We start from the raw sequence: 19,072 nt of genomic DNA on the forward strand, positions 1-19,072 counted from the left end.
GACTTGGCGGGCATGCGCCCAGGGGACCCGGCAGGCGTGGGCGGCCCACACCCGAGATGGCACTTCACAGCAGTGTTGCTGCCATCTATTGCTGTGATGTGTCATCTCGCGTCCATCCCCGGCTCTGCAATGCCCTCCGGACCTTGGATACGACGGCGGGACGGTCACCTTCGAGGTGATGTTTGTCAACCCTGACCTCCAGCCAGCCGTATACGTCGGTCCGATCCTGCCGGTCAATATCCCGCAAGTGCTGCTCCTCGCCTGCATGATGTCCGCCGTCATACTGCAACGCAATGCCCCAGCGCGGATAAGCCGCATCCGGCCACAGGACCGGGACGCCGCGGCCGTCGAACAGCACGTGGTTCAGCACCGGCTCGGGCAGCCCCGCATCAACGAGCGCAAGACGCATCCTGGTTTCAGGGGCCGAGTCGCTGCCCACGCGGATCAACTCAACTGCCTCCCGCGCTGTTCGGACGCCCCGCATTCCCCGGTGCCGGCCGATGATGTCCCGCAATTCATCAATTCCGCACATGGCCTGCCTGGGCAGGGGGAACACGGGCCCATGGCAGCAGACCAGATGGTCACCAACGGCTACCAACTCCTCCACCGTCAGCAGGCCGGCAAGGTCCAGCCACGTCCGCGCGGGCGAAGTGAGCCGGACGCCGTCGTACTCCACCACCTCGCCCGGGAGGAAGGTCAGCAGGTGGCCTATGACGTTGGCCCGTCGCGGGAAGCTGAAGCCACGGCGCCGGGCAAGGTGGATCCTCCAGTCGCCGCTCCATCGGGCCGATAGGGGCGCGCCCCAGACATGCGCCGCCGATAATGACGTGAGGATGGAGGTGTCGTCAAGGTCCGTGTACGCACGCAAAGCTGCTGATCCCGTGGCGCCGGAATGCACCGGCACCCGGATCCCGCGCGAGACGGTCACCAGGTCCTTTGCCGCCGTCCGGGTCCGGGTGACTCCCGCCTTGTCCGAGGCCCGGAGGGAGAACGAACCACTGTTCAAATGGTCGGGAAGGATGGCCCTGCGCATCCCTCATTCTGGCTCGTTAGTGGTGCACGATCTGAGTTATCCACAGCCTGGGCCTCCTCACCCCGCGCGAGATGGCACTTAACGGCAGTGCGGGCCGCTCGGACTGCCGTCAAGTGCCATCTCGCGGAGCTAGACGTGCTGGTTGAACACGTGCCGGCGCACCCAGGCATGCATGGCGATGGCGGCGGCGGAAGCCGCATTGATGGACCGGGTGGAGCCGAACTGTTCGATGGACAGGGTGGCCACGGCGGCCTCGTGGACTTCCGGCGTCAGCCCGGGCCCTTCCTGGCCAAACACCAGGACGCAGTCCCTGGGCAGCTCGTAGGTTTCCAACGGAACCGAATCGGGGAAGATATCGATCCCGATGATCGCCAGCCCTTCCCCCTTCGCCCAGGCCACGAAGTCCTCAACCGTGGGGTGGTGGCGGACGTGCTGGTAGCGGTCGGTGACCATGGCGCCCCGCCGGTTCCAACGGCGTCGTCCGATGATGTGGACTTCCTTGGCGAGGAACGCGTTGGCGGTCCGCACCACCGTGCCGATGTTCAGGTCGTGCTGCCAGTTTTCGATGGCGACGTGGAAGGTGTGGCGCCGCGAGTCGAGTTCCGCCACGATCGCCTCGTGCTTCCAGTACCGGTACTTGTCCAGGACGTTGCGGCGGTCGCCGTCGGCGAGGAGATCCGGATCCCAGTGGTCCCCTTCCGGAAGTTCGCCTTCCCAGGGCCCGACGCCGACCTCCACCGTGTGCGGGCCGGCCCCCTCAGGCTGGGGGTCGGGTTCGTCTGGGAGGCCGGGCGCTTGGTTCACCCCTCAACACTAGACTGGACCACTGGAGCATTCATCACCCGTGGAGGTAGTCGTGGCAGAAGCAGACCAGGTAGCAGGAAACCCGGCGGTATACCGCAGCGGCCAGGAGATCGAGTGCTGGCTTACGGACATGGACGGTGTCCTGGTCCACGAGAACCAGGCAGTCCCAGGCGCCGCCGAGCTCATCCAGCGCTGGGTGGACACTTCCAAGCGCTTCCTGGTGCTTACCAACAACTCCATCTTCACCCCGCGGGACCTGGCTGCCAGGCTGCGCGCTTCCGGGCTGGAGGTCCCGGAGGAGAACATCTGGACCTCGGCCCTGGCCACCGCCCAGTTCCTGAAGAACCAGGTGGAAGGTTCGGGGTCCGGGAACCGCGCGTACACCATCGGTGAGGCGGGACTTACGACGGCGCTGCACGAGGCAGGCTTCATCCTCACCGACCAGGATCCGGACTTCGTGGTGCTCGGCGAAACCCGCACCTATTCCTTCGAGGCGATCACCATGGCCATCCGCCTCATCCTGGCAGGCGCCCGGTTCATCGCCACCAACCCGGACGCCACCGGGCCGTCCAAGGACGGCCCCATGCCGGCCACCGGGGCCATTGCCGCGCTCATTACCAAGGCAACCGGACGCGAGCCCTACATTGTGGGAAAGCCCAACCCGATGATGTTCCGCTCGGCCATGAACCAGATTGACGCCCATTCCGAAACCACGGCGATGATCGGGGACCGGATGGACACGGACATTATCGCGGGCATGGAAGCCGGCCTGCACACCGTCCTGGTCCTGACCGGCATCACCCAGCGCGAGGAGATTGCCTCGTACCCGTTCCGGCCCAACCAGGTCCTGAACTCTGTGGCCGACCTGAAGAACCAGATTTAACAGGAGCCTTTAGAAAACCGTTACCCGGGATCCGCCGCGCGGAAGCGGGAAGTGCTCGTCCAGCAGCTGTTCAAGGACCGGCCGGTACACGTTGGGGTTCCATCCGGGGCTTGCGTGGGCCGGCCTGGCGCCTTCGGTGTGGAGGCTGCTCGCGACCATATTGGCCTTGAACGCCACGGCCCACGCCTCCACGGCCGTCTGGTACCGGACGGTGCGGTCCCGGGGGTTGCCGATGTAGGCCATTTTGGCACCCCCCAGCTTCCCGGCGAACCTGCTGCCGTCGAAGTAGTAGATATAGGCAGATTCGGACTGGATCAGCAGGCTTGAGGGGGCAATCGGGGAAAGCTGCTCGAGGGTCTGGTCGAGGATCTGGCGCCAGCTCCGTTCGTCCTTGTGGATGACCCGCTCCCCCAGTTCGTACCCTCCGCGCAGTGTGGACGGGAACCGGAAGCCCCGCTCGTAGAGGAACACCACGCCGTCGAACCAGCTCTGGTCCAGGACATCGTGCTTGCTGTAGGGGCTTGAGTCCAGCACGATGAACTGGACCTCCACACCGTGGATTTCCAGGAGGCGCGCAGCAACCTGGGTGGCCACCATCCCGCCGAAACTGTGGCCGTAGAAAAACAGCTTGGTGAGTTTCTGGGCCCTGACGTATTCGATGACGGCAATAACGATGTCGTCAATGTCCAGGCCCTGGTTGGAGTACCCCACGGCAGCCAGCCGCGCCCGCTTGTTGAGGGCCCCCCGGAGGGAGTTGAGGATCCATTGCGCTTCCTCCCAGCTGGTCTTGTATCCGGGGAACAGGAACCAGCTGGCATCCGGATAGTAGGCATCGGCGAAATCGTCGGCAACGGGGAGGATCCGGTCCGTGCGGCGCTGGGCCTGCACCTGCCGGGTCAGCAGCATGTCTGCCGCGAGCAGGCCGGCCGCACCGGTCCCCGCCAGGAATCCCCGCCGCGAGAACTGTTTAAGGGCAGCACCTTCTGCCAGCAGCCGGGCCCCCGGGACCCCGGGCCGGCCCTGTGGACTTACCTCCCCCTCATACGGCACGGCTCTACCGTAGGCACACCCGAAGACGCCGCCGCAAGAATCCCGGTGTAACCATTGGGTGACGCCGGGGCCAGCAGGGCCCTCTCAACTGGCGGCCTGGTCCTCCGAGGCGGGAAGGGGCGCTGCCTGCTGCCGGCGCCTCCGGAACTCCAGTCCAATGTCGTTGTACCGTCCCAGCAGGTCCGGGCCGGCGAAGGTACTGGGGGTGTCCAGCAGGCCGAAAATCCAGTCGCTTGCAGTCAGCAGTTCCGCATCCGAGTATTCCTCCAGCGGACGGCCGCACAACTCTTCCAGGCGTCCGGTCGGAACCAGCGGGTAGCCATCGGCAAAGTCTTCTCCGTCCTCCGTCAGGTCGGTGAGGACGTCGATGAGTGCCAGCGGCGGCTGGGCCGGATCCGGCTTGGCGGCCCATCCATCGGCGCTTGGGGAAAAGGCCAATGAAACGCCGTTGCCATAGATTCCTGGCAGCGTATCGCTGTCGATGGCGTTGAGGTCGCTCCGAAGGCCGGCAAGGGCAGAAGACTCCACCTTCCCAGCATCGGAGAGGTCAACACGGATGTGGGAGCGGATGCCCATCCGCCGGACGCGCCGGACGATGTGCACGAGTTCAGGGCGGGAGCTTTGGTTTAAGGTGCCCCTGATATCAACGCGGACGACGTCGGCGGGGACATCAAGGTTAACAAATGCATTTAACGCGCGGTCCATAGGTACTCCAAAAGAGGGTGTCTATGGCCGACGGCTCAACCTCCGTAAGCGTAACCCCCCACGGAAGCCGGGCACAACCCGCCAGTAACAACGAGGTGTGCCGGTTGCCGGCTAGGCGCTTTGGTCAGCCTGCCGCTTTCCCGGCTCCTGGAAGTGGGTGCGGCTACCGGTGCCTCCCACCGAGTCCACCAGGGACTTGGCGATGTCCCTGAGCTTGGTGTTGGTGTTGCTTGAGGCCTCGGTGAGGATGGCAACTGCCGCCTCCTGGCTGCACCTGTTCTGGGCCATCACGATGCCTATGGCGAGGTCGATGATGGTCCGGGACTCCAGGGTGGCGCGGAGGTTGGCGGCGCTGTCGGTGTGGAGCGAGAAGCGCACCGCCAGGCGGAGCGCCTGTGAGATCTCGCGGGTGAATTCACGGGCACGGGCAACGGCACGCTCATCGAATTTGTGCGGAGCGTCGGAGTACAGGTTGAGCGCCGCCTTTGCCTCCCCTTGGAGGTTGAAGGGCAGGGACAGTACCGAGCGCAGCCCGTGGGAGGCCACGGCTGCAGCGTAGTCAGGGCCCCAGCGGTTCTCGTCAAACAGGTCCGGAACGTTGACTTCGCGTTCCTCCTTGGCCGCCGTGAGGCAAGGTCCTTGCGAAAGGGAGTACTGGATCTCGTCCACTTCCCGGGCCGAATCGCTGCTCCAGCCGATGGTGGCGGCCTTGCGGTCGCGGAGCAGGGTGATGCCGCACAGGGCGTCGTCGCCGTCGCCGGCCATCTGGTGCGCGGAAAAACGTGCCAGTTCGTTAAGGAAGTCCTCGAAGTCGGCACTTTCCAAAATGAGGTTCTGGACCTGGTCGGTTGTGCTCAGGGGTTGTTCAGGGGGGAGCATGGTGCACGTTCTCCGTACGGGAAAAAGGGGTTATCGCACATGATAGAACAGCCCCGCGTTGCGGTCCAACAGGCCGCTGCGGGGCAGCCGGCCTGTTGGACCTGCGTGGCGTGGCGGCGAAAGCGGCTCAGGACAAGCCGAGCTCGTCCTTGCCGAACGCGAACAGGTAGGGCACACCGGTTTCTGCTTCGATTTTTTCCTTTGCTCCGGTGTCGCGGTCCACGATGACGGCTACAGCCACCACGTTGCCTCCGGCTTTCCGGACGCCTTCCACTGCCGTCAGCGCAGAGCCTCCGGTGGTGGATGTGTCCTCCAGGACCAGGACGTTGCGGCCTTCCACGGACGGGCCCTCCACCTGGCGGCCCATGCCGTAGGACTTCTGGGCCTTGCGGACCACAAACGCATCGACGGTCCGCCCGGCATCCACGGCGGCGTGCATGACCGCGGTACCTACCGGGTCAGCGCCCATGGTGAGCCCGCCGGCGCACTCAAAGTCGATGCCGGCGTCGTCCGCCAGGGCCAGCATCACCTGGCCCACCAGCTTTGAAGCCTCGTGGTGCAGCGTGATCCGGCGGAGGTCGATGTAGTAGTCAGCCTCGGCTCCGCTGGAGAGGATTACCTTGCCGCGGACCACGGCGAGTTCCTTGATCAGTTCCAGCAGTCGGGCGCGGGCGGCTGCAGTATCCATTGCAGTGTCACTGGGGGAAGTCATGGTTTCCAGTTTAGTGCGGGCGGGCCGGTGTGGATGCTTGAGGCCTGTCGCCGCAGCTGGCTAGTCTGGACCTCATGCGCGAACTCCAGGCAAAGATCATTGAAGAAATGGGCGTTCAGCCCCGGATCGACCCCGCCGGGGAGGTGCGCAAGCGCGTCACATTCCTGAAGGACTACCTCAAGGCCACCCACACCAAGGGCTTCGTCCTGGGCATTTCGGGAGGCCTCGACTCGTCCCTCGCCGGAAAGCTGGCCCAGTTGGCTGTCGAGGAGCTTGAAGCCGAAGGAGTGGAAGCCAATTTCGTGGCGGTGCGCCTGCCCTACGGCGTCCAGCATGACGAGGAAGACGCCCAGGCAGCCCTCGACTTCATCAAGCCCAAGACCGAGTGGACTTTCAACATCTCCGCCGCCGTGGACGGTTTCGAGGATGAGTTCGAGAAGACCGTGGGCACTGAAATCTCCGACTTCCACAAAGGCAACACCAAGGCACGGACCCGCATGATCGCCCAGTATGCGCTGGCGGGAGAACACAACTACCTGGTGATCGGCACGGATCATGGCGCAGAGTCGGTGACGGGCTTCTTCACAAAGTACGGCGACGGCGGCGCGGACATCCTTCCGCTGTTCGGCCTGAACAAGCGGCAGAACCGGGCGCTGCTGGCCGAACTGGGAGCGCCCGCCCGCGTGTGGGAGAAGGTGCCCACGGCGGACCTCCTGGACGACAGGCCGGGACGCACCGACGAGGACGAGCTGGGCCTGAGCTACGACCAGATCGACGATTACCTCGAAGGCCGGGACGTGCCTGAATCCGTGGCTGCGTCAATCGAGGAGAAATACCTGCGGACGCGCCACAAGCGCACCGTCCCTGTCAGCATTTTCGACACCTGGTGGAAGCATGAAGGCCCGGAGGAACCGCGGACCGGGCTGTAGGAACCAGCTGATGCACCGCTGAATTCCCCGCCTTTGGGGACGCACGACGGCGCGCCGCACCTGGAAGGTGGGCGCGCCGTCGTGCTTTCCCGGCACAGGCGGGGCGGCTCAGCGGGGCCGCGTCGCCTTTCCTTCCCCGCCGAGCTGCTGGGTGATGCGGTGCGCCTCGGCCATCAGCAGGCCGCCCAGTTCCTCCTGCCGTTCGGGCTTGAAACGCGGCTCGATGCCGGTCAGGGAAAGCGCCCAGGCGGGCCTGCCGGCGGCATCGAACACCGCCGCGCCCATCCCCCAGCTCCCTTCCAGGACGAGGCCTGGATTCACTGAGTAGCCGGACAACCGGGTTCGGGCGAGGTTGGCCCGGACCAGCTCCCTGGTGTGTGACGCAGCGAAAGCCCCCGCGTGCCCTGCCCAGTTCCCCAGCAGCTCTTCCTGCTCTGCCTCCGGCAGGAAGGCCAGGATCGCGGTGCCCGCCGAGGCGACACCCAGCGGGAACCGCACCCCCTCGTGCAGGACAAAGGACCGGACCGGGAAGCTCCCCTCTTCGCGCAGCAGGCACACGGTTTCGGAACCACGGCGGATGGAAAAGAAGGCACTCTCGCCGGTAGCTTCGGCAAGCCGGCGGAGGCTGGGCCGGGCGATGTCCTCAAGGGGAAACCGCGCCGATGCAACCGACCCCATCAGGAGGATCTCCGGACCCAGCACCCAGTTGCCGGAAACGGGGTCGTGGTCCAGCAGCCCCTCCGACGCCAGTGACGACAGGAGGCGGTGAACGGTTGGCCGGGTAAGGCCGGATTCCTTGACGAGGCCGGCGAGGGCCATGCCCTCTGCGCTCCGGCCCACGAGCCGTAACAAACCTGCAATCCGGCTCACCACTTGGGCTCCCTGCACCGGTGAAGTGTTCATATTCTCCCCTTATGTCCACATTATGGATTGCGCCTATACTACCGTCCACAGTATGAAATGCGCGGTTTTGGGCAATAAAAAGGCTCCTTGACATGCCTAGGGATCCCTCATAGTGTCCATTTCCAGAACATGAGTCCACAAAGTGGATTACCCCGGATGCTCGATGAGGAGACTTCATGACAAAGCTTCAAGCGACTGCCGCCGCTGCGCTGGAAGGCGTGCTGCAGGACGGCATGACACTCGCGGTGGGCGGGTTCGGCCTGAGCGGAATCCCCGCGGACCTGATTGAGGCCGTCCGCGACTCGGGGGTAAAGGACCTGACGGTGGTCTCGAACAACATGGGCGTGGACGGCAAAGGCCTGGGCATCCTGATCGACGCGGGCCGGGTGCGGAAGGTCATTGCCAGCTATGTTGGCGAGAACAAGCTGTTCGCCGAGCAGTACCTGGCCGGCAAGCTGGAGGTGGAGTTCACCCCGCAGGGCACCCTGGCCGAGCGGCTCCGTGCCGGTGGTGCCGGCATCCCCGCCTTCTACACCAGGACCGGGGTGGGCACGCTGGTTGCCGAAGGCAAGCCGCACGAGGTGTTCGACGGCGAAACGTACGTCCGCGAGCGCGCCATCCGTGCCGACGTCGCGCTTGTGCACGCGCACACCGCGGACACGGACGGAAACCTCATTTACCGCTACACCGCCCGGAACTTCAACCCCGTTGTTGCCACCGCCGGCGTCCTGACCATCGCCGAAGCGGAAGTGATTGTGGAACCGGGCCAACTGGATCCCAACCACATCGTCACCCCCGGCGTGTACGTGCAGCGCCTCGTGCAGGCCAGGGACCGGGTCAAGGACATCGAGCAGCGCACGGTGCGCCCGGCTTCAAACCTGCCCGCGTCCGAAGCCGTACCGGCCTGACCGCTACCCTACTTACCCGAAGGAGAACCCCATGGCCTGGACCAGGGATGAAATGGCTGCGATTGCGGCCGAAGAACTGAACGACGGCGACTACGTGAACCTGGGGATCGGCATTCCCACGCTGGTGGCCAATAACCTGCCGGACGGCGTGCGGGTGGTGCTGCAGAGCGAGAACGGCCTGCTGGGCATGGGGCCCTTCCCCTATGAGGGCGAGGAGGACGCCGACCTGATCAACGCCGGCAAGCAGACCGTCACCGTGCTGCCCGGCGGAAGCATCTTCGATTCGGCCACGTCCTTCGGCATGATCCGGGGCGGGCACGTCAAAGTAGCCATCCTCGGGGCCATGCAGGTCTCCGGCAGCGGGGACCTGGCCAACTGGACCATCCCCGGCAAAATGGTCAAGGGCATGGGCGGAGCCATGGACCTTGTGGCCGGGACGCCGCGCGTGGTGGTCCTCACCGAGCACAACGCCAAGGACGGCAGCGCCAAGATCGTGCGGGAATGCACGCTTCCCTTGACCGGGCTCGGGGTGGTGGACCGGATCATCAGCGACCTCGCGGTGTTTGACCTGGTCAAGGACGAAGTGGACAGCGGCCAGGAAACGGCCGGGCGGCAGCTCACGCTCACCCGCCTTGCACCCGGAGTCACCGTAGAAGAAATCCGCGAGAAGACGGAGGCGGAATTCACGGTGGCGCTGGCGGAACCAGCCCTGGAAGGAGCTACGGCATGAGCCTGCAGGACCAGTTTGGCAAGGATGTCCTGCTCACCGGCTGGGGGCACAGCCGGTTCGGCAAGCTGGCAGAGGAGACCCTCGAGTCCCTGATCGTCCAGGTTGCCACCGAGGCCATTGCGAATGCCGGGATCGAGCCAGGCCAGATCGACGAAATCTACCTGGGGCAGTTCAACTCCGGCATGATGCCGCTGGCGTTCCCGTCGTCGCTGGCACTGCAGGTCTCTGCGGACCTTGCCAACGTTCCAGCAACGCGCGTGGAGAACGCCTGCGCCTCAGGCTCCGCCGCGTTCCAGCAGGGCACCAAATCCCTGCTCGCGGGAACGGCGAAAACGGTGCTGGTGATCGGTGCGGAGAAGATGACGCACGCCGGGGCCGACGTGGTGGGCGCCGGCCTGCTGGGCGCCGACTACGACATGGCCGGCAAGTCCTCCACCACGGGCTTCACCGGGCTCTTCGCCGACGTGGCCAAGCACTACGGAAAGCGGTACGGCGATACAAACCTGGGGGATGTCCTGGGTTCCATCGCCGCCAAGAACCACCGCAACGGCGTGGACAACCCGTACGCCCAGCTCCGCAAGGACCTCGGCGAGGAGTTCTGCCGCACGGTCTCGGACAAGAACCCCATGGTGGCCGATCCCCTACGCCGCACGGACTGTTCCCCCGTCTCGGACGGGGCGGCCGCCGTCGTGCTGTCCACGTCCCCGGCCGGAAGTGCCGTTGCGCCTGTCCGGCTCGCCGGGTTCGGCCAGGCAAACGACTTCTTCCCGGCCTCCCGCCGCGACCCGGTGGCGTTCGAAGCTACCCGCGTCTCCTGGCAGCGCGCGCTGGCGATGGCCGGCGTCGGCCTGGCGGACCTGGACTTCGCCGAGGTCCATGACTGCTTCACCATCGCGGAACTGCTCATGTACGAGGCCATGGGCCTGACCGGGCCAGGCCAGGGCGCCCAAGCCATTGAAGAAGGCTGGGTGTACAAAGACGGCAAGCTGCCCGTCAACGTCTCAGGCGGGCTGAAGGCCAAGGGCCACCCGGTTGGCGCCACGGGAGTATCGCAGCACGTCATCTCCGCGATGCAACTCACCGGAACCGCCGGTGAAATGCAGCTTGCCACCCCCCGCCGTGCCGCCGTCCAGAACATGGGCGGCGTGGGCATCGCCAACTACGTGAGCATCCTCGAAGCCGTCTAGGGGCACGCGGCCGTGCACGGCCGTCGTGGGCTGCTTTGAGGCCGGTTTCGGCTGGAACGAGCCTTAGCACCGGCGTTTCCGCGCCGATGTGCCCCACGACGGCGGGGATTGCTACAGCCTGCGGCAGGCGGCCCCCTAGCCGCGGGACCGGATCAGGGCAGCAATCCCAGCGAAGCCCAGCCGTTCGGCGTTCTCCAATGCCGTCCTGCCCTCCCGGTCCGGGATGTTTGGATCGGCACCGGCGTCGAGGAGCAGCCGGACCACTTCCTGCTGCCGTGGGCCGCCGTTATTGAGCACAACGGCTTCCTGCATGGCCGTCCAGCCCAGGTTGTTGACGTGGTTGACCGGCACTCCGGCGTCGATCAGGATCCGCACCGTCTCTACGTGGCCGTGTTCACTGGCAGGTATCAGCGCGGTGCCGCCGTACCGGTTGGTGCTGGCGACGTCCGCCCCCGCGGCCAACGTCAGCCGGAGCACCCCGTTGAACCCTTCGGCGCCCGCGTAGAGGAACGCCGAGTCCTGGATTGCGTCCTTGGAGTTCACGTTGCCCCCGCGGCCTATCAGCTCACCAACCAGAAGTTCATTGTTGGCCTTGGCGGCGGCAATCAGCTCCTGGTCGAGCTGCGCCTGGGCTTCAGAGGAAAGCCTCGGCGGAGTGGCTGGCGGCGGCATCGGGTTTGTGGACCCGCTGGACGCGTGCGCATCACCTGAGGCCAGGGCCGACGGCGGAGAAGCCGCCGGAGGCTGCGGTCCCCCGCTTCCCGCCTGGCACGCTGTCACCGAGATGGCAAGGACAAGGACCGAACACAGGGCCCCGAACCACCGCATGTGCCCAGCCTACTGGGCTGCGCCGGGCACCGCGATGGCATCCGCGCCGGCCGCAGCACAGGCCTCATCCAAGGCCCCATCGGGAGCGCCGCCGACGCCGATGCCGGCCACCGAGGCCCCGTTGACCTTGAGGGGGACGCCGCCCGCAAGGAAGAGCGTGCCGGGAAGGTCGGCAATGCTGGGGCCAGTTCCGTTGATCCGCTTGGCGAGTTCACTGGTGGGGGTTCCGAAGGCCGCAGCAGTGTAGGCCTTCTGCCGGGCGGCCTCGATAGTGTGTTCGGCGGCGTTGTCCCCGCGCAGCAGCGCCTGCACTGTCCCGAAACGGTCCACCAGCGCAACCGTGACGAACGGCAGCTTGTCCGCCTGGCATTTGGCAAGGGCCGCCTGCACGGCCCGGGCAGAAGCGCCTGCCGATATGCGGTTTTGCTGCACGACGTTTTCCGGCACGGGCTGGATGTCTGCCGCAGGGACTGCTGCCGGAGCTGGACCGGGCCCGGCATTCGCGGCGGCCGTCACGCCGGCGGTGAGGGCAAGCGCACCGGCAGCTGCGGCGGCAAGGGCTTTTGTGGACTTCTTCATGGTGTTTCCTTCATGGGCAATGTTCGGTTCGGGTACGGTTCCATCCTTCCGGCGCCGGCCGGCCCTGCCATCGGGCGTTTGGCTGTTACGTCCTGCGCCACAAGGCCAGCCGTATCAGCCAAAAGGCTGAGAGACGCGGGAAGGCGGGAGCAATAGCATTGGGGATAGCCTTCCCCCACCCGAACCGGAAATCCCATGCCTACCCGAGCCTCCGCCCGTACCCCTGACGACGCCGTCGTGGAGGGCCCAGCCCCGTCCCCGGGCACGGACTCCGCCCCTACGGCTCCGGGCCGTTCCCCCTTGGCCGGCATCGATATGGCCGTACATCTTGGGTTCGCCGTGCTCCTGGTGGCCTCGCTGGTCCGGTACGTCATGCGGCACAGCCCCGCTGACAACCTCATGGTCCTCGGCCTGGCCGCAGCCGCCTGCCTGCTGTACGCCGTCGTTGCAGTGCTGGCCCGGCGGGCGCGGCCCGGGGTGCCGTGGATGGTTGCCCTGGTGGCAGTCTGGGCTGTCCTGGTGGTCGCAGCGCCGAGCTTTGCCTGGTGCTCGTTTGCGCTCTTCTTCCTCAGCCGGAGTGCCCTGGCAGGCGCGGCGGCCTACACCGCAGCCGGGGTCACAGCCGCAGCCACTGCTGCCGGGCTGTTCCGGCTGAGCAACGGCACGGACCTGGCGATGCTCCTCGGGCCCCTGGCAGTGGGCGTCATGCTGACGCTGATTTATGACCGGATCCAGCACGACGCCGAGGAGCAGCGCCACCTGCACGCCGTGGTCTCCCTGGCGCAGGGACAGCTGGCAGCCAGTGAACGCCGCGCCGGCACCATTGCCGAACGGGAGCGGGTTTCCCGGGAAATCCACGACACCGTGACCCAGGGACTGGCCAGCAGCCTGCTGCTGCTCGAAGCGTCAGGGCGGTCGTGGCCGCACGATTCAGCCCGGGCCGGCCTCCTTGAAGCCACTGCGCTGTTGCGGAACAACCTGGCCGAAACCCGCGCCCTGGTGCACGAGCTTGCCTCTCCCGGGCTGGAGGGCTCCCCGCTTCCTGACGCGCTGCTCCTCGCGGCCCGGCAGTACGTCCCCGAAGCCCGGCTCCTGGTGACCGGGGAGCCCCGGCCCGTCCCCGCCGAACTCCGGCACGCCCTGCTGCGGGTGGTGCAGAGCGCTGCCTCCAACATCCGTCTGCACGCCTCTGCCGGCGCCGCCACCGTGACAATCGGATTCCTTCCGGAGGCGGTCACTCTGGACATTTACGACGACGGCGCGGGCTTTGATACGGCGGCGGCAGCAGCGCCGTCGGACGCCGGCGGCTATGGGCTGCGCGCCATGCGGCAGCGCGTGGAGCAGCTGGGCGGCACCTTCTCCGTGCAAAGCGCACCCGGGGAAGGGACCATCGTTGCAGCACAGCTGCCGGTGCCCTCCGACGGGCACCGCGGGCAGGGAACACCGGCATGAGCCCGATCACGGTGCTGCTGGTGGACGACCATCTGGTGGTGAGGAGTGGGTTGCGGGCCCTGCTGGGAACGCAGAAGGACCTCCACGTCATTGCCGAGGCCGCATCCGGGGAAGAAGCCATGGACCGGGTCCAGGAGCATTCCCCCGACGTGGTGGTCATGGACCTCGCCATGGGTGCCGGGATGGACGGAATTGAGGCAATCCGCAGAATCCGCGAGCGCAACCGGGGCCAGGCGATCCTGGTCTTCACAACGTACGACTCGGACGCGGACATCGTGCGGGCGGTGGATGCCGGCGCCATGGGATACCTCTTGAAGGATGCCGCGCCCGAGGAAATTTTTTCCGCCGTCCGCGGTGCCGTACAAGGCAAGAGCGTCATGAGCCCGCCGGTGGCATCGCGGTTGTTCCAGCAACTGCGCAATCCCGAAGAAATCCTCACTCCGCGAGAGGCAGAACTGTTGAGCCTCCTCACCGAAGGGCTGAGCAACCGCGAACTGGGCCGGCGCCTTTTCATCTCCGAAGCCACGGTAAAAACGCATCTTGCCCACATCTACGCCAAGCTCGGGGTTGAGACCAGGGCGGCCGCAATAGCCACCGCAATCCGCCGTGAAGGGATGCGCTGACCTCGCCAAATGTTGCCTAACCCTTGCAAGCACGGCCTGCGCCCCGTACGTTGGGGACTGCGGGGGACGTTCTCCTCGCACTCCGGGCCGATGGCACGGGGAGAGAATCAGAGTCACACGAAGGAATGCAGCCATGGCAACAGGCACAGTTAAATGGTTCAACGCCGAAAAGGGTTTTGGCTTCATTGCCCCCGATGACGGGTCCGCTGACGTTTTCGCCCACTACTCCGCAATCGCCAGCAGCGGATACCGCTCACTCGATGAGAACCAGAAGGTTGAATTCGATGTGACGCAGGGCCCCAAGGGCCCGCAGGCGGAGAACATCCGCCCGCTCTAAGGCTTAGGTGACCGCCGGCCCGCGCCGGCGGAACCCCGTATCCTGCAGCGGCTTCTCCAGCATTTTGCTGGAGGGGCCGCTGTTTTGTTGCCCGCCTCCCCTGACCACCCACCCGTGCGGTTCCGGATTTGGGACAATTGGAGAGTGACGGGACAGGACCAGGACCCTTGGGAAGAGTTCGACAGACTGGGGCCGGGCGCGCCCGACCGGGTTCCCGGGCACCCCGGCGGTGAACCCCTGGGCTTCGGGTTCCGGACCGGCGTCCGCAGCGCGCGCGTCGCCGTTGGCTTTGCCGTTTACACGCTTGCGCTGGGAACTGTCCTGGCGGTGACCGGATGCATTGTCTTCGCTGCCCGGGGGCAGTGGCTGCTCGTGGGCCTGATGCTGGCCATTGAGGCAGTGTTCATTTTCGCCTTCAGGCGCCTCGTGGCACAGGCCCGGAACCGCTCCGGACACCGCCGTCCACGGGGTCACGGCTTCCCGGAAAAACCTGCTTGACCTTGACGCAGCGTCAACCCCTACGCTCGGATCATGGATGCAACAGATGCGACGCCGGCCCCTGACTGGTCCATCCAGGACGTGGCACGATTTGCCGGCACCACGAGCCGCACGCTGCGGCATTACGACGAGATTGGGCTGCTGAAGCCCAGCCGTGTGGGCAGCAACGGCTACCGCTATTACGACGGCGCCACCCTCCTGCAGCTGCAGCGAATCCTCCTGCTTCGGGAGCTTGGCCTGGGCCTGCCGGCGATTGCCGAGGTCTTCCGCCAGCAGACAGATGCAGTGCAGGCCTTGACCCGGCACCTGGAGTGGCTGGCGCAGGAGCAGGAACGGCTCACGCGGCAAATGGCATCCGTCCGGCAAACAATCGAAACAGTGAAAGGCGGAGGCGACATGGTGGCGGAAAAGATGTTCGACGGGTTCGACCACACGCAGTACAAAGACGAGGTGGAAGGGCGCTGGGGCAAGGACGCCTACGCGAAAAGCGATGCGTGGTGGCGTGGGTTGGGTGCGGCGGGGCAGCAGGAGTGGAAGTCCGGCGCCGCGAAACTGGGCAGTGACTGGATTGCCGCGGCAGGTTCAGGGGTTTCCCCCGTGTCTCCCGATGCGCAGGACCTGGCGCGGCGCCACGTTGAGTGGCTGGAGTCCATCCCCGGCACCCCGGCTGCGGAGGACGGCGGCGGCATCAAGGGGTACGTTGTGGGCCTGGCGGAGATGTACGTCGCCGATGCCCGGTTCGCGGCCAATTACGGCGGCGGGCCAGGTGCACGCTTTGTGCGGGACGCGCTGCTGGCCTACGCGGAAGAGCACCTCTAGGCGAACGCGGACTTTCCCGTCACGGCCCGCCCCACGATCAGGGAGTTGATCTCGTAGCTGCCTTCGTAGGTGTACAGGATTTCAGCGTCGCCAAACAGCTTGCCCATTTCGAAGTCAGCGCTGATGCCGTTGCCGCCCAGCAGGGACCGCCCCATCGCCACCGACGCACGGGCCAGCCTGGTGGTGGTGGCTTTGGCCACGGCTGCCTGCGCCATGTCCAGCTTCCCCTCCTCCTGGATCCGCGCCAGCTGCACCATCAGCGCCAGGGAGGCCGTGGCGTTTCCCAAAATGTCCGCAAGCTGCTGCTGGACCAGCTGGAACTGCGCCAGTTCCTTGCCGAACTGCCGGCGTGCCAGCGAGTAGGCGCGGGCTATATCGAACGCGGCGAGCTGGATTCCGGCAGCCTGCCAGCCCACCCAGGCCCGGGAGTCCCGCAATAAATCGTTGGCCTTGCTGAAGGACGTAGCACCGGGAAGCAGGTTGGCCGCCGGAATCCGCACGTCCTGCAGCATGATGTCCGCGTTCTGCATGATCCGCAGGCCGATCTTGTTGCAGATTTTGGCAGCCGCGTAGCCTGGCCGGTCCGTCTCCACAATGAAGGCCTTGACCTGCCCGTCCGCCACGTCGCGTGCCCAGACCAGGGCGAAGTCGGCGATGGTGCCGGCCCCGATCCAGCGTTTGGCCCCGTTCAGGACCCACTCGCCACCGACCAGCCTCGCTGAGGTCTCCAGCCCTCCGGAGATATCGGAGCCATGGTCCGGTTCCGTCATCGCGAACGCCCCCAGGCTGGCAAAGGCTTTCAGGCCCGGCAGCCAGCGGTGCTTTTGTTCCTGGGATCCCAGCTCGTTGATGGTGCCGACGATCAGCTCATTGTGGATGCCGGCGAGGGCAGAAAGGGACACGTCCGCCCTGGCCAGCTCCACGTAGACCAGGCCCTTGAGCAGGGTGGAACTGCCGTCCACCTGGAGGGCGCCCAGGCCGTAGCCGCCCATTTCGGCCAGGAGGCCAAAAGGAAACTCTTCGCGGTTCCAGTAGGGAATGGAGGGCCCGCGCACGTGGTCCTGCAGGAACTCACGGATGCGGAGGTAGCGCTGGCGTTCGGGCCCCGCCAGGAGGTCCGCGACGTACATGAGGTCGGCGTCGGGAAAGGGGAGCGCTTCATCGCGTCCTTCGGGACCCACCGGCATCCACCTCCGCGTCGCCCAACCATTGGATGTCCTAGTATATTCACACAGCTGGTACATGAGTGATGCGCGTCACGTGGAAGAAAGGTGTTCGATGGGTACCCCCTTGCCCCGCGATCCCATTGCTGAAGCACGGCGGAACTGGGAGGAACAGGGCTGGGCGGACGTCGCCGCTCCCATGGCTGCCATCACAGCCATTATGCGGACGCAGCAGATCCTGCTGGCCAGGATCGAATCCACGCTCAGGCCGTTCGGACTGACGTTTGCCCGCTACGAACTCCTGGCCCTGCTGAGTTTCGCCAGAAAGGGCTCCCTGCCCATGAACAAGGCGAGCGCACTGCTCCAGGTCCATCCCACGTCCATCACCAATGCCGTGGACCGGCTTGAGCGTGCGGGCCTGGTGGACCGGTCCCCGCACCCCACTGACGGCAGGACCACGCTGATTGAGCTCACCACCGCGGGGCGCACGCTCGCAAAGCGTTCGACGGCGGCGCTCAACGCCGAGGTGTTCAGCGCCCCGGGGTTTGATCCCGGCGACGTGGACCAACTGATCCGCATCCTTGGCGCCTTCCGCCGGAACGCCGGCGACTTTGAGGGATGACGGAGGCGTGGGGCTTTTTTTGGATTGTGGCCGGTCAGCGCCGGACTTTCTCCCGCTTGAGCCGCCGCACCACGAGCAGGAGGACCGTCACGCCCAGCGCAGCATAGACCGCGTAGTTCAGGAACCTGGAGTACTGCTCGATCAACTGGTATTGGGTGCCCAGCAGGTATCCCAGGCCGATCAGGGCCCCGTTCCACAGTCCGCTGCCCGCCAGGGTGTACACGCTGAAGGTGGCCAGGGGCATTCCGGATGCCCCGGCCGGGAGGGAGATCAGGCTGCGGACACCGGGAAGCAGCCGGCCAAAGAAGATGGAGGACCTGCCGTGGCGGCGGAACCATCCCGCCGCCTTCTCAAAGTCCTCCTGGTCCACCAGGGGGAGCCTGGACAGCCCGCGGATGGAACGCTGAAGGCCCAGTTTTGCGCCCAGCCAGTAGAGGAACAGCGCACCGAGATACGCGCCGAGGGTGCTGGTGATAAAAACGAGGATCAGCTGCAGGGACCCCTGCTTGGCAAGGTAGCCGGCCAACGGCAAAATCACTTCACTGGGGATGGGCGGCACCACCGTTTCGGCGAGGGTAAAAGCACCCACGCCCCACTCGCCCATGTGCTCGATGGTCCGTGCGGCCACGCCCACCAGGCCGGTCAAATTATCTGTCGAGCCGCCAGCGTCTGACGCCATTCCCAACATAGTGCTCCCCCATCCGCTTCCGGCTGTCCAGCCCTGTCTACCTTACGCAGCTGGGAAAAAGCTGGACCTGCGGCTCAGGATGGCTTGGAACGGATGTGCACGCGCTCGCCCTGGGTCCCAAAAAGGCTGAGGAATTCAACGGGCCTTCCATCCGCCCGGCCAAACCAGTGCGGCACGCGAGTATCGAACTCTGCGGCTTCCCCCGCCCCGAGGACCAGGTCCTGGCCGCCCAGCACCATCCGGAGCTTTCCGTTCAGGACATACAGCCACTCGTAGCCTTCGTGCACCTGCGGGTTGGGCTGTTGCAGCGGCCCTGCAGGCAGGATGTGCTTGTAGGCCTGGATGCCGCCCGGCTTCCGGGTGAGCGGGATGATAGTCATCCCCCGCGCTGTGATGGGCCGCAGGTGCACGCGGGGATCTCCGGTTTCCGGAGCGCCCACCAGCTCATCAAGCTGGACGTGATAGGCCTTCGCCAGGGGCAGCAGCAGCTCAAGGTTTGGCCGGCGCTGGCCGGACTCCAGCCTGGAAAGGGTGCTCACTGAGATGCCCGTGGCGTCGGCCAGCGCGGACAGGGTGATGTCCCGCGCCAGCCGGAGTGCCCGGAGGCGCGGCCCAACTGATGCGAGCACCGCGTCTGTTCCCGTATCCATGGCGCCTTCGGCTCCGATATCCATGGATACAGTTTGCCATTCCAGCAAATAAGTTTGCCAGCTAGGAAGCCAACCCAACAGCATTGGAGG

At 65.9% G+C, this 19,072-nt stretch carries 23 protein-coding genes; 11 read left to right on the plus strand and 12 right to left on the minus strand.

Going from position 1 to position 19,072, the window contains the following annotated elements; all coding sequences use genetic code 11:
• Positions 1–85: 85 nt before the first annotated feature.
• Together WHH00_RS15965 and WHH00_RS15970 are read right to left on the minus strand one after the other, a co-directional pair.
• Positions 86–1,033 carry a hypothetical protein gene (locus WHH00_RS15965; protein WP_406634279.1) on the minus strand — a complete coding sequence of 316 codons (948 nt, stop codon included), beginning with the start codon at positions 1,031–1,033 and terminating at the stop codon, positions 86–88.
• Between the two features lie 129 nt (positions 1,034–1,162).
• Positions 1,163–1,837: a TrmH family RNA methyltransferase gene (locus WHH00_RS15970; protein ID WP_406634281.1), complete on the minus strand. Its 675-nt coding sequence runs from the start codon at positions 1,835–1,837 to the stop codon at positions 1,163–1,165.
• 52 nt (positions 1,838–1,889) lie between these two features.
• Here WHH00_RS15970 and WHH00_RS15975 point away from each other — a divergent pair, with 52 nt between their 5' ends.
• A complete protein-coding gene (locus WHH00_RS15975; RefSeq protein ID WP_400517048.1) occupies positions 1,890–2,720 on the plus strand; it encodes an HAD-IIA family hydrolase in 831 nt (276 codons plus the stop codon).
• Between the two features lie 9 nt (positions 2,721–2,729).
• Here the strand turns inward: WHH00_RS15975 and WHH00_RS15980 are convergent, their stop codons facing one another.
• From WHH00_RS15980 to pyrE, 4 genes are all read right to left on the minus strand, one after another.
• Complete coding sequence (locus WHH00_RS15980; protein ID WP_406634284.1) at positions 2,730–3,770, minus strand: alpha/beta fold hydrolase; 1,041 nt, start codon at positions 3,768–3,770, stop codon at positions 2,730–2,732.
• 84 nt (positions 3,771–3,854) lie between these two features.
• Positions 3,855–4,475, minus strand: a complete 621-nt coding sequence (locus WHH00_RS15985; protein WP_406634286.1) for a hypothetical protein — start codon at positions 4,473–4,475, stop codon at positions 3,855–3,857.
• A gap of 111 nt (positions 4,476–4,586) precedes the next feature.
• Positions 4,587–5,354: a GAF and ANTAR domain-containing protein gene (locus tag WHH00_RS15990; protein ID WP_231456933.1), complete on the minus strand. Its 768-nt coding sequence runs from the start codon at positions 5,352–5,354 to the stop codon at positions 4,587–4,589.
• A 127-nt stretch (positions 5,355–5,481) separates the two neighbouring features.
• Positions 5,482–6,066, minus strand: coding sequence for an orotate phosphoribosyltransferase (pyrE, locus tag WHH00_RS15995; RefSeq protein ID WP_406634288.1), 585 nt, complete (start codon positions 6,064–6,066; stop codon positions 5,482–5,484).
• Positions 6,067–6,140: 74 nt separating this feature from the next.
• Here pyrE and nadE point away from each other — a divergent pair, with 74 nt between their 5' ends.
• Positions 6,141–6,995, plus strand: coding sequence for an ammonia-dependent NAD(+) synthetase (gene nadE, locus WHH00_RS16000; RefSeq protein ID WP_231456935.1), 855 nt, complete (start codon positions 6,141–6,143; stop codon positions 6,993–6,995).
• Positions 6,996–7,103: 108 nt separating this feature from the next.
• Here nadE and WHH00_RS16005 read toward each other — a convergent pair whose 3' ends face one another.
• Entirely contained in the window at positions 7,104–7,898 is a 795-nt protein-coding gene (locus tag WHH00_RS16005; protein ID WP_406634290.1) for an IclR family transcriptional regulator, read from the minus strand.
• A 176-nt stretch (positions 7,899–8,074) separates the two neighbouring features.
• On the opposite strand from WHH00_RS16005, the gene WHH00_RS16010 reads away from it, so the two are divergent.
• Genes WHH00_RS16010 through WHH00_RS16020 form a run of 3 tightly spaced genes read left to right on the plus strand, consistent with a single transcriptional unit; the run spans position 8,075 to position 10,723 of the window.
• Positions 8,075–8,806: a CoA transferase subunit A gene (locus WHH00_RS16010; protein WP_406634292.1), complete on the plus strand. Its 732-nt coding sequence runs from the start codon at positions 8,075–8,077 to the stop codon at positions 8,804–8,806.
• 31 nt (positions 8,807–8,837) lie between these two features.
• The gene (locus WHH00_RS16015) at positions 8,838–9,536 is read left to right on the plus strand and encodes a CoA transferase subunit B (protein ID WP_406634294.1); all 699 of its coding nucleotides are present in this window, start codon (positions 8,838–8,840) and stop codon (positions 9,534–9,536) included.
• Positions 9,533–10,723, plus strand: a complete 1,191-nt coding sequence (locus WHH00_RS16020; RefSeq protein WP_406634296.1) for an acetyl-CoA acetyltransferase — start codon at positions 9,533–9,535, stop codon at positions 10,721–10,723. The genes WHH00_RS16015 and WHH00_RS16020 overlap by 4 nt, the downstream gene beginning before the upstream one ends.
• Positions 10,724–10,858: 135 nt before the next feature.
• Here the strand turns inward: WHH00_RS16020 and WHH00_RS16025 are convergent, their stop codons facing one another.
• Both WHH00_RS16025 and WHH00_RS16030 read right to left on the minus strand, forming a co-directional pair.
• Positions 10,859–11,551: an ankyrin repeat domain-containing protein gene (locus WHH00_RS16025; RefSeq protein ID WP_406634298.1), complete on the minus strand. Its 693-nt coding sequence runs from the start codon at positions 11,549–11,551 to the stop codon at positions 10,859–10,861.
• Positions 11,552–11,560: 9 nt separating this feature from the next.
• Positions 11,561–12,130 (minus strand): GlcG/HbpS family heme-binding protein, encoded by a 570-nt coding sequence (locus WHH00_RS16030; RefSeq protein ID WP_406634300.1) that lies wholly within the window; start codon positions 12,128–12,130, stop codon positions 11,561–11,563.
• Between the two features lie 195 nt (positions 12,131–12,325).
• Here WHH00_RS16030 and WHH00_RS16035 point away from each other — a divergent pair, with 195 nt between their 5' ends.
• The 5 genes from WHH00_RS16035 to WHH00_RS16055 all read left to right on the plus strand — a co-directional run bounded on the left by WHH00_RS16035 (position 12,326) and on the right by WHH00_RS16055 (position 15,859).
• Positions 12,326–13,582, plus strand: a complete 1,257-nt coding sequence (locus WHH00_RS16035) for a sensor histidine kinase (protein WP_406634302.1) — start codon at positions 12,326–12,328, stop codon at positions 13,580–13,582.
• Positions 13,579–14,205 carry a response regulator gene (locus WHH00_RS16040; protein WP_406634304.1) on the plus strand — a complete coding sequence of 209 codons (627 nt, stop codon included), beginning with the start codon at positions 13,579–13,581 and terminating at the stop codon, positions 14,203–14,205. The genes WHH00_RS16035 and WHH00_RS16040 overlap by 4 nt, the downstream gene beginning before the upstream one ends.
• A 133-nt stretch (positions 14,206–14,338) precedes the next feature.
• Positions 14,339–14,542: a cold-shock protein gene (locus WHH00_RS16045; RefSeq protein ID WP_013599688.1), complete on the plus strand. Its 204-nt coding sequence runs from the start codon at positions 14,339–14,341 to the stop codon at positions 14,540–14,542.
• A gap of 144 nt (positions 14,543–14,686) precedes the next feature.
• Positions 14,687–15,040, plus strand: coding sequence for a hypothetical protein (locus tag WHH00_RS16050; RefSeq protein ID WP_406634307.1), 354 nt, complete (start codon positions 14,687–14,689; stop codon positions 15,038–15,040).
• A 33-nt stretch (positions 15,041–15,073) separates the two neighbouring features.
• On the plus strand, positions 15,074–15,859 hold the full coding sequence (locus WHH00_RS16055; RefSeq protein WP_406634309.1) for a MerR family transcriptional regulator: 786 nt from the start codon (positions 15,074–15,076) through the stop codon (positions 15,857–15,859).
• Here the strand turns inward: WHH00_RS16055 and WHH00_RS16060 are convergent.
• Complete coding sequence (locus WHH00_RS16060; protein WP_406634311.1) at positions 15,856–17,046, minus strand: acyl-CoA dehydrogenase family protein; 1,191 nt, start codon at positions 17,044–17,046, stop codon at positions 15,856–15,858. The two genes, WHH00_RS16055 and WHH00_RS16060, sit on opposite strands and share 4 nt — an antisense overlap.
• A gap of 91 nt (positions 17,047–17,137) precedes the next feature.
• On the opposite strand from WHH00_RS16060, the gene WHH00_RS16065 reads away from it, so the two are divergent.
• Entirely contained in the window at positions 17,138–17,644 is a 507-nt protein-coding gene (locus WHH00_RS16065) for a MarR family winged helix-turn-helix transcriptional regulator (RefSeq protein WP_406634313.1), read from the plus strand.
• A gap of 34 nt (positions 17,645–17,678) precedes the next feature.
• On the opposite strand, the gene WHH00_RS16070 is transcribed toward WHH00_RS16065, so the two are convergent.
• Positions 17,679–18,332 carry a DedA family protein gene (locus tag WHH00_RS16070; RefSeq protein WP_400517064.1) on the minus strand — a complete coding sequence of 218 codons (654 nt, stop codon included), beginning with the start codon at positions 18,330–18,332 and terminating at the stop codon, positions 17,679–17,681.
• A gap of 74 nt (positions 18,333–18,406) precedes the next feature.
• Positions 18,407–18,982 carry a helix-turn-helix domain-containing protein gene (locus WHH00_RS16075; RefSeq protein ID WP_406638644.1) on the minus strand — a complete coding sequence of 192 codons (576 nt, stop codon included), beginning with the start codon at positions 18,980–18,982 and terminating at the stop codon, positions 18,407–18,409.
• Positions 18,983–19,072: the final 90 nt, after the last annotated feature.

It is taken from the genome of Pseudarthrobacter quantipunctorum (genome assembly GCF_045291495.1).
Lineage (GTDB): Bacteria > Actinomycetota > Actinomycetes > Actinomycetales > Micrococcaceae > Arthrobacter > Arthrobacter quantipunctorum.

Bases quoted from the DNA above. Each gene is read 5' to 3' on its own strand.
- WHH00_RS16065 (WP_406634313.1), top strand. From the start codon at position 17,138: ATGGGTACCCCCTTGCCCCGCGATCCCATTGCTGAAGCACGGCGGAAC.
- WHH00_RS16035 (WP_406634302.1), top strand. From the start codon at position 12,326: ATGCCTACCCGAGCCTCCGCCCGTACCCCTGACGACGCCGTCGTGGAG.
- WHH00_RS16075 (WP_406638644.1), bottom strand. From the start codon at position 18,982: ATGGATACGGGAACAGACGCGGTGCTCGCATCAGTTGGGCCGCGCCTC.
- WHH00_RS16045 (WP_013599688.1), top strand. From the start codon at position 14,339: ATGGCAACAGGCACAGTTAAATGGTTCAACGCCGAAAAGGGTTTTGGC.
- WHH00_RS16015 (WP_406634294.1), top strand. From the start codon at position 8,838: ATGGCCTGGACCAGGGATGAAATGGCTGCGATTGCGGCCGAAGAACTG.
- WHH00_RS16070 (WP_400517064.1), bottom strand. From the start codon at position 18,332: ATGTTGGGAATGGCGTCAGACGCTGGCGGCTCGACAGATAATTTGACC.
- WHH00_RS16005 (WP_406634290.1), bottom strand. From the start codon at position 7,898: ATGAACACTTCACCGGTGCAGGGAGCCCAAGTGGTGAGCCGGATTGCA.
- WHH00_RS16040 (WP_406634304.1), top strand. From the start codon at position 13,579: ATGAGCCCGATCACGGTGCTGCTGGTGGACGACCATCTGGTGGTGAGG.
- WHH00_RS15990 (WP_231456933.1), bottom strand. From the start codon at position 5,354: ATGCTCCCCCCTGAACAACCCCTGAGCACAACCGACCAGGTCCAGAAC.
- pyrE (WP_406634288.1), bottom strand. From the start codon at position 6,066: ATGACTTCCCCCAGTGACACTGCAATGGATACTGCAGCCGCCCGCGCC.
- WHH00_RS16030 (WP_406634300.1), bottom strand. From the start codon at position 12,130: ATGAAGAAGTCCACAAAAGCCCTTGCCGCCGCAGCTGCCGGTGCGCTT.
- WHH00_RS16055 (WP_406634309.1), top strand. From the start codon at position 15,074: ATGGATGCAACAGATGCGACGCCGGCCCCTGACTGGTCCATCCAGGAC.
- WHH00_RS16025 (WP_406634298.1), bottom strand. From the start codon at position 11,551: ATGCGGTGGTTCGGGGCCCTGTGTTCGGTCCTTGTCCTTGCCATCTCG.
- WHH00_RS16020 (WP_406634296.1), top strand. From the start codon at position 9,533: ATGAGCCTGCAGGACCAGTTTGGCAAGGATGTCCTGCTCACCGGCTGG.
- WHH00_RS16010 (WP_406634292.1), top strand. From the start codon at position 8,075: ATGACAAAGCTTCAAGCGACTGCCGCCGCTGCGCTGGAAGGCGTGCTG.
- nadE (WP_231456935.1), top strand. From the start codon at position 6,141: ATGCGCGAACTCCAGGCAAAGATCATTGAAGAAATGGGCGTTCAGCCC.
- WHH00_RS15985 (WP_406634286.1), bottom strand. From the start codon at position 4,475: ATGGACCGCGCGTTAAATGCATTTGTTAACCTTGATGTCCCCGCCGAC.
- WHH00_RS15965 (WP_406634279.1), bottom strand. From the start codon at position 1,033: ATGCGCAGGGCCATCCTTCCCGACCATTTGAACAGTGGTTCGTTCTCC.
- WHH00_RS16060 (WP_406634311.1), bottom strand. From the start codon at position 17,046: ATGCCGGTGGGTCCCGAAGGACGCGATGAAGCGCTCCCCTTTCCCGAC.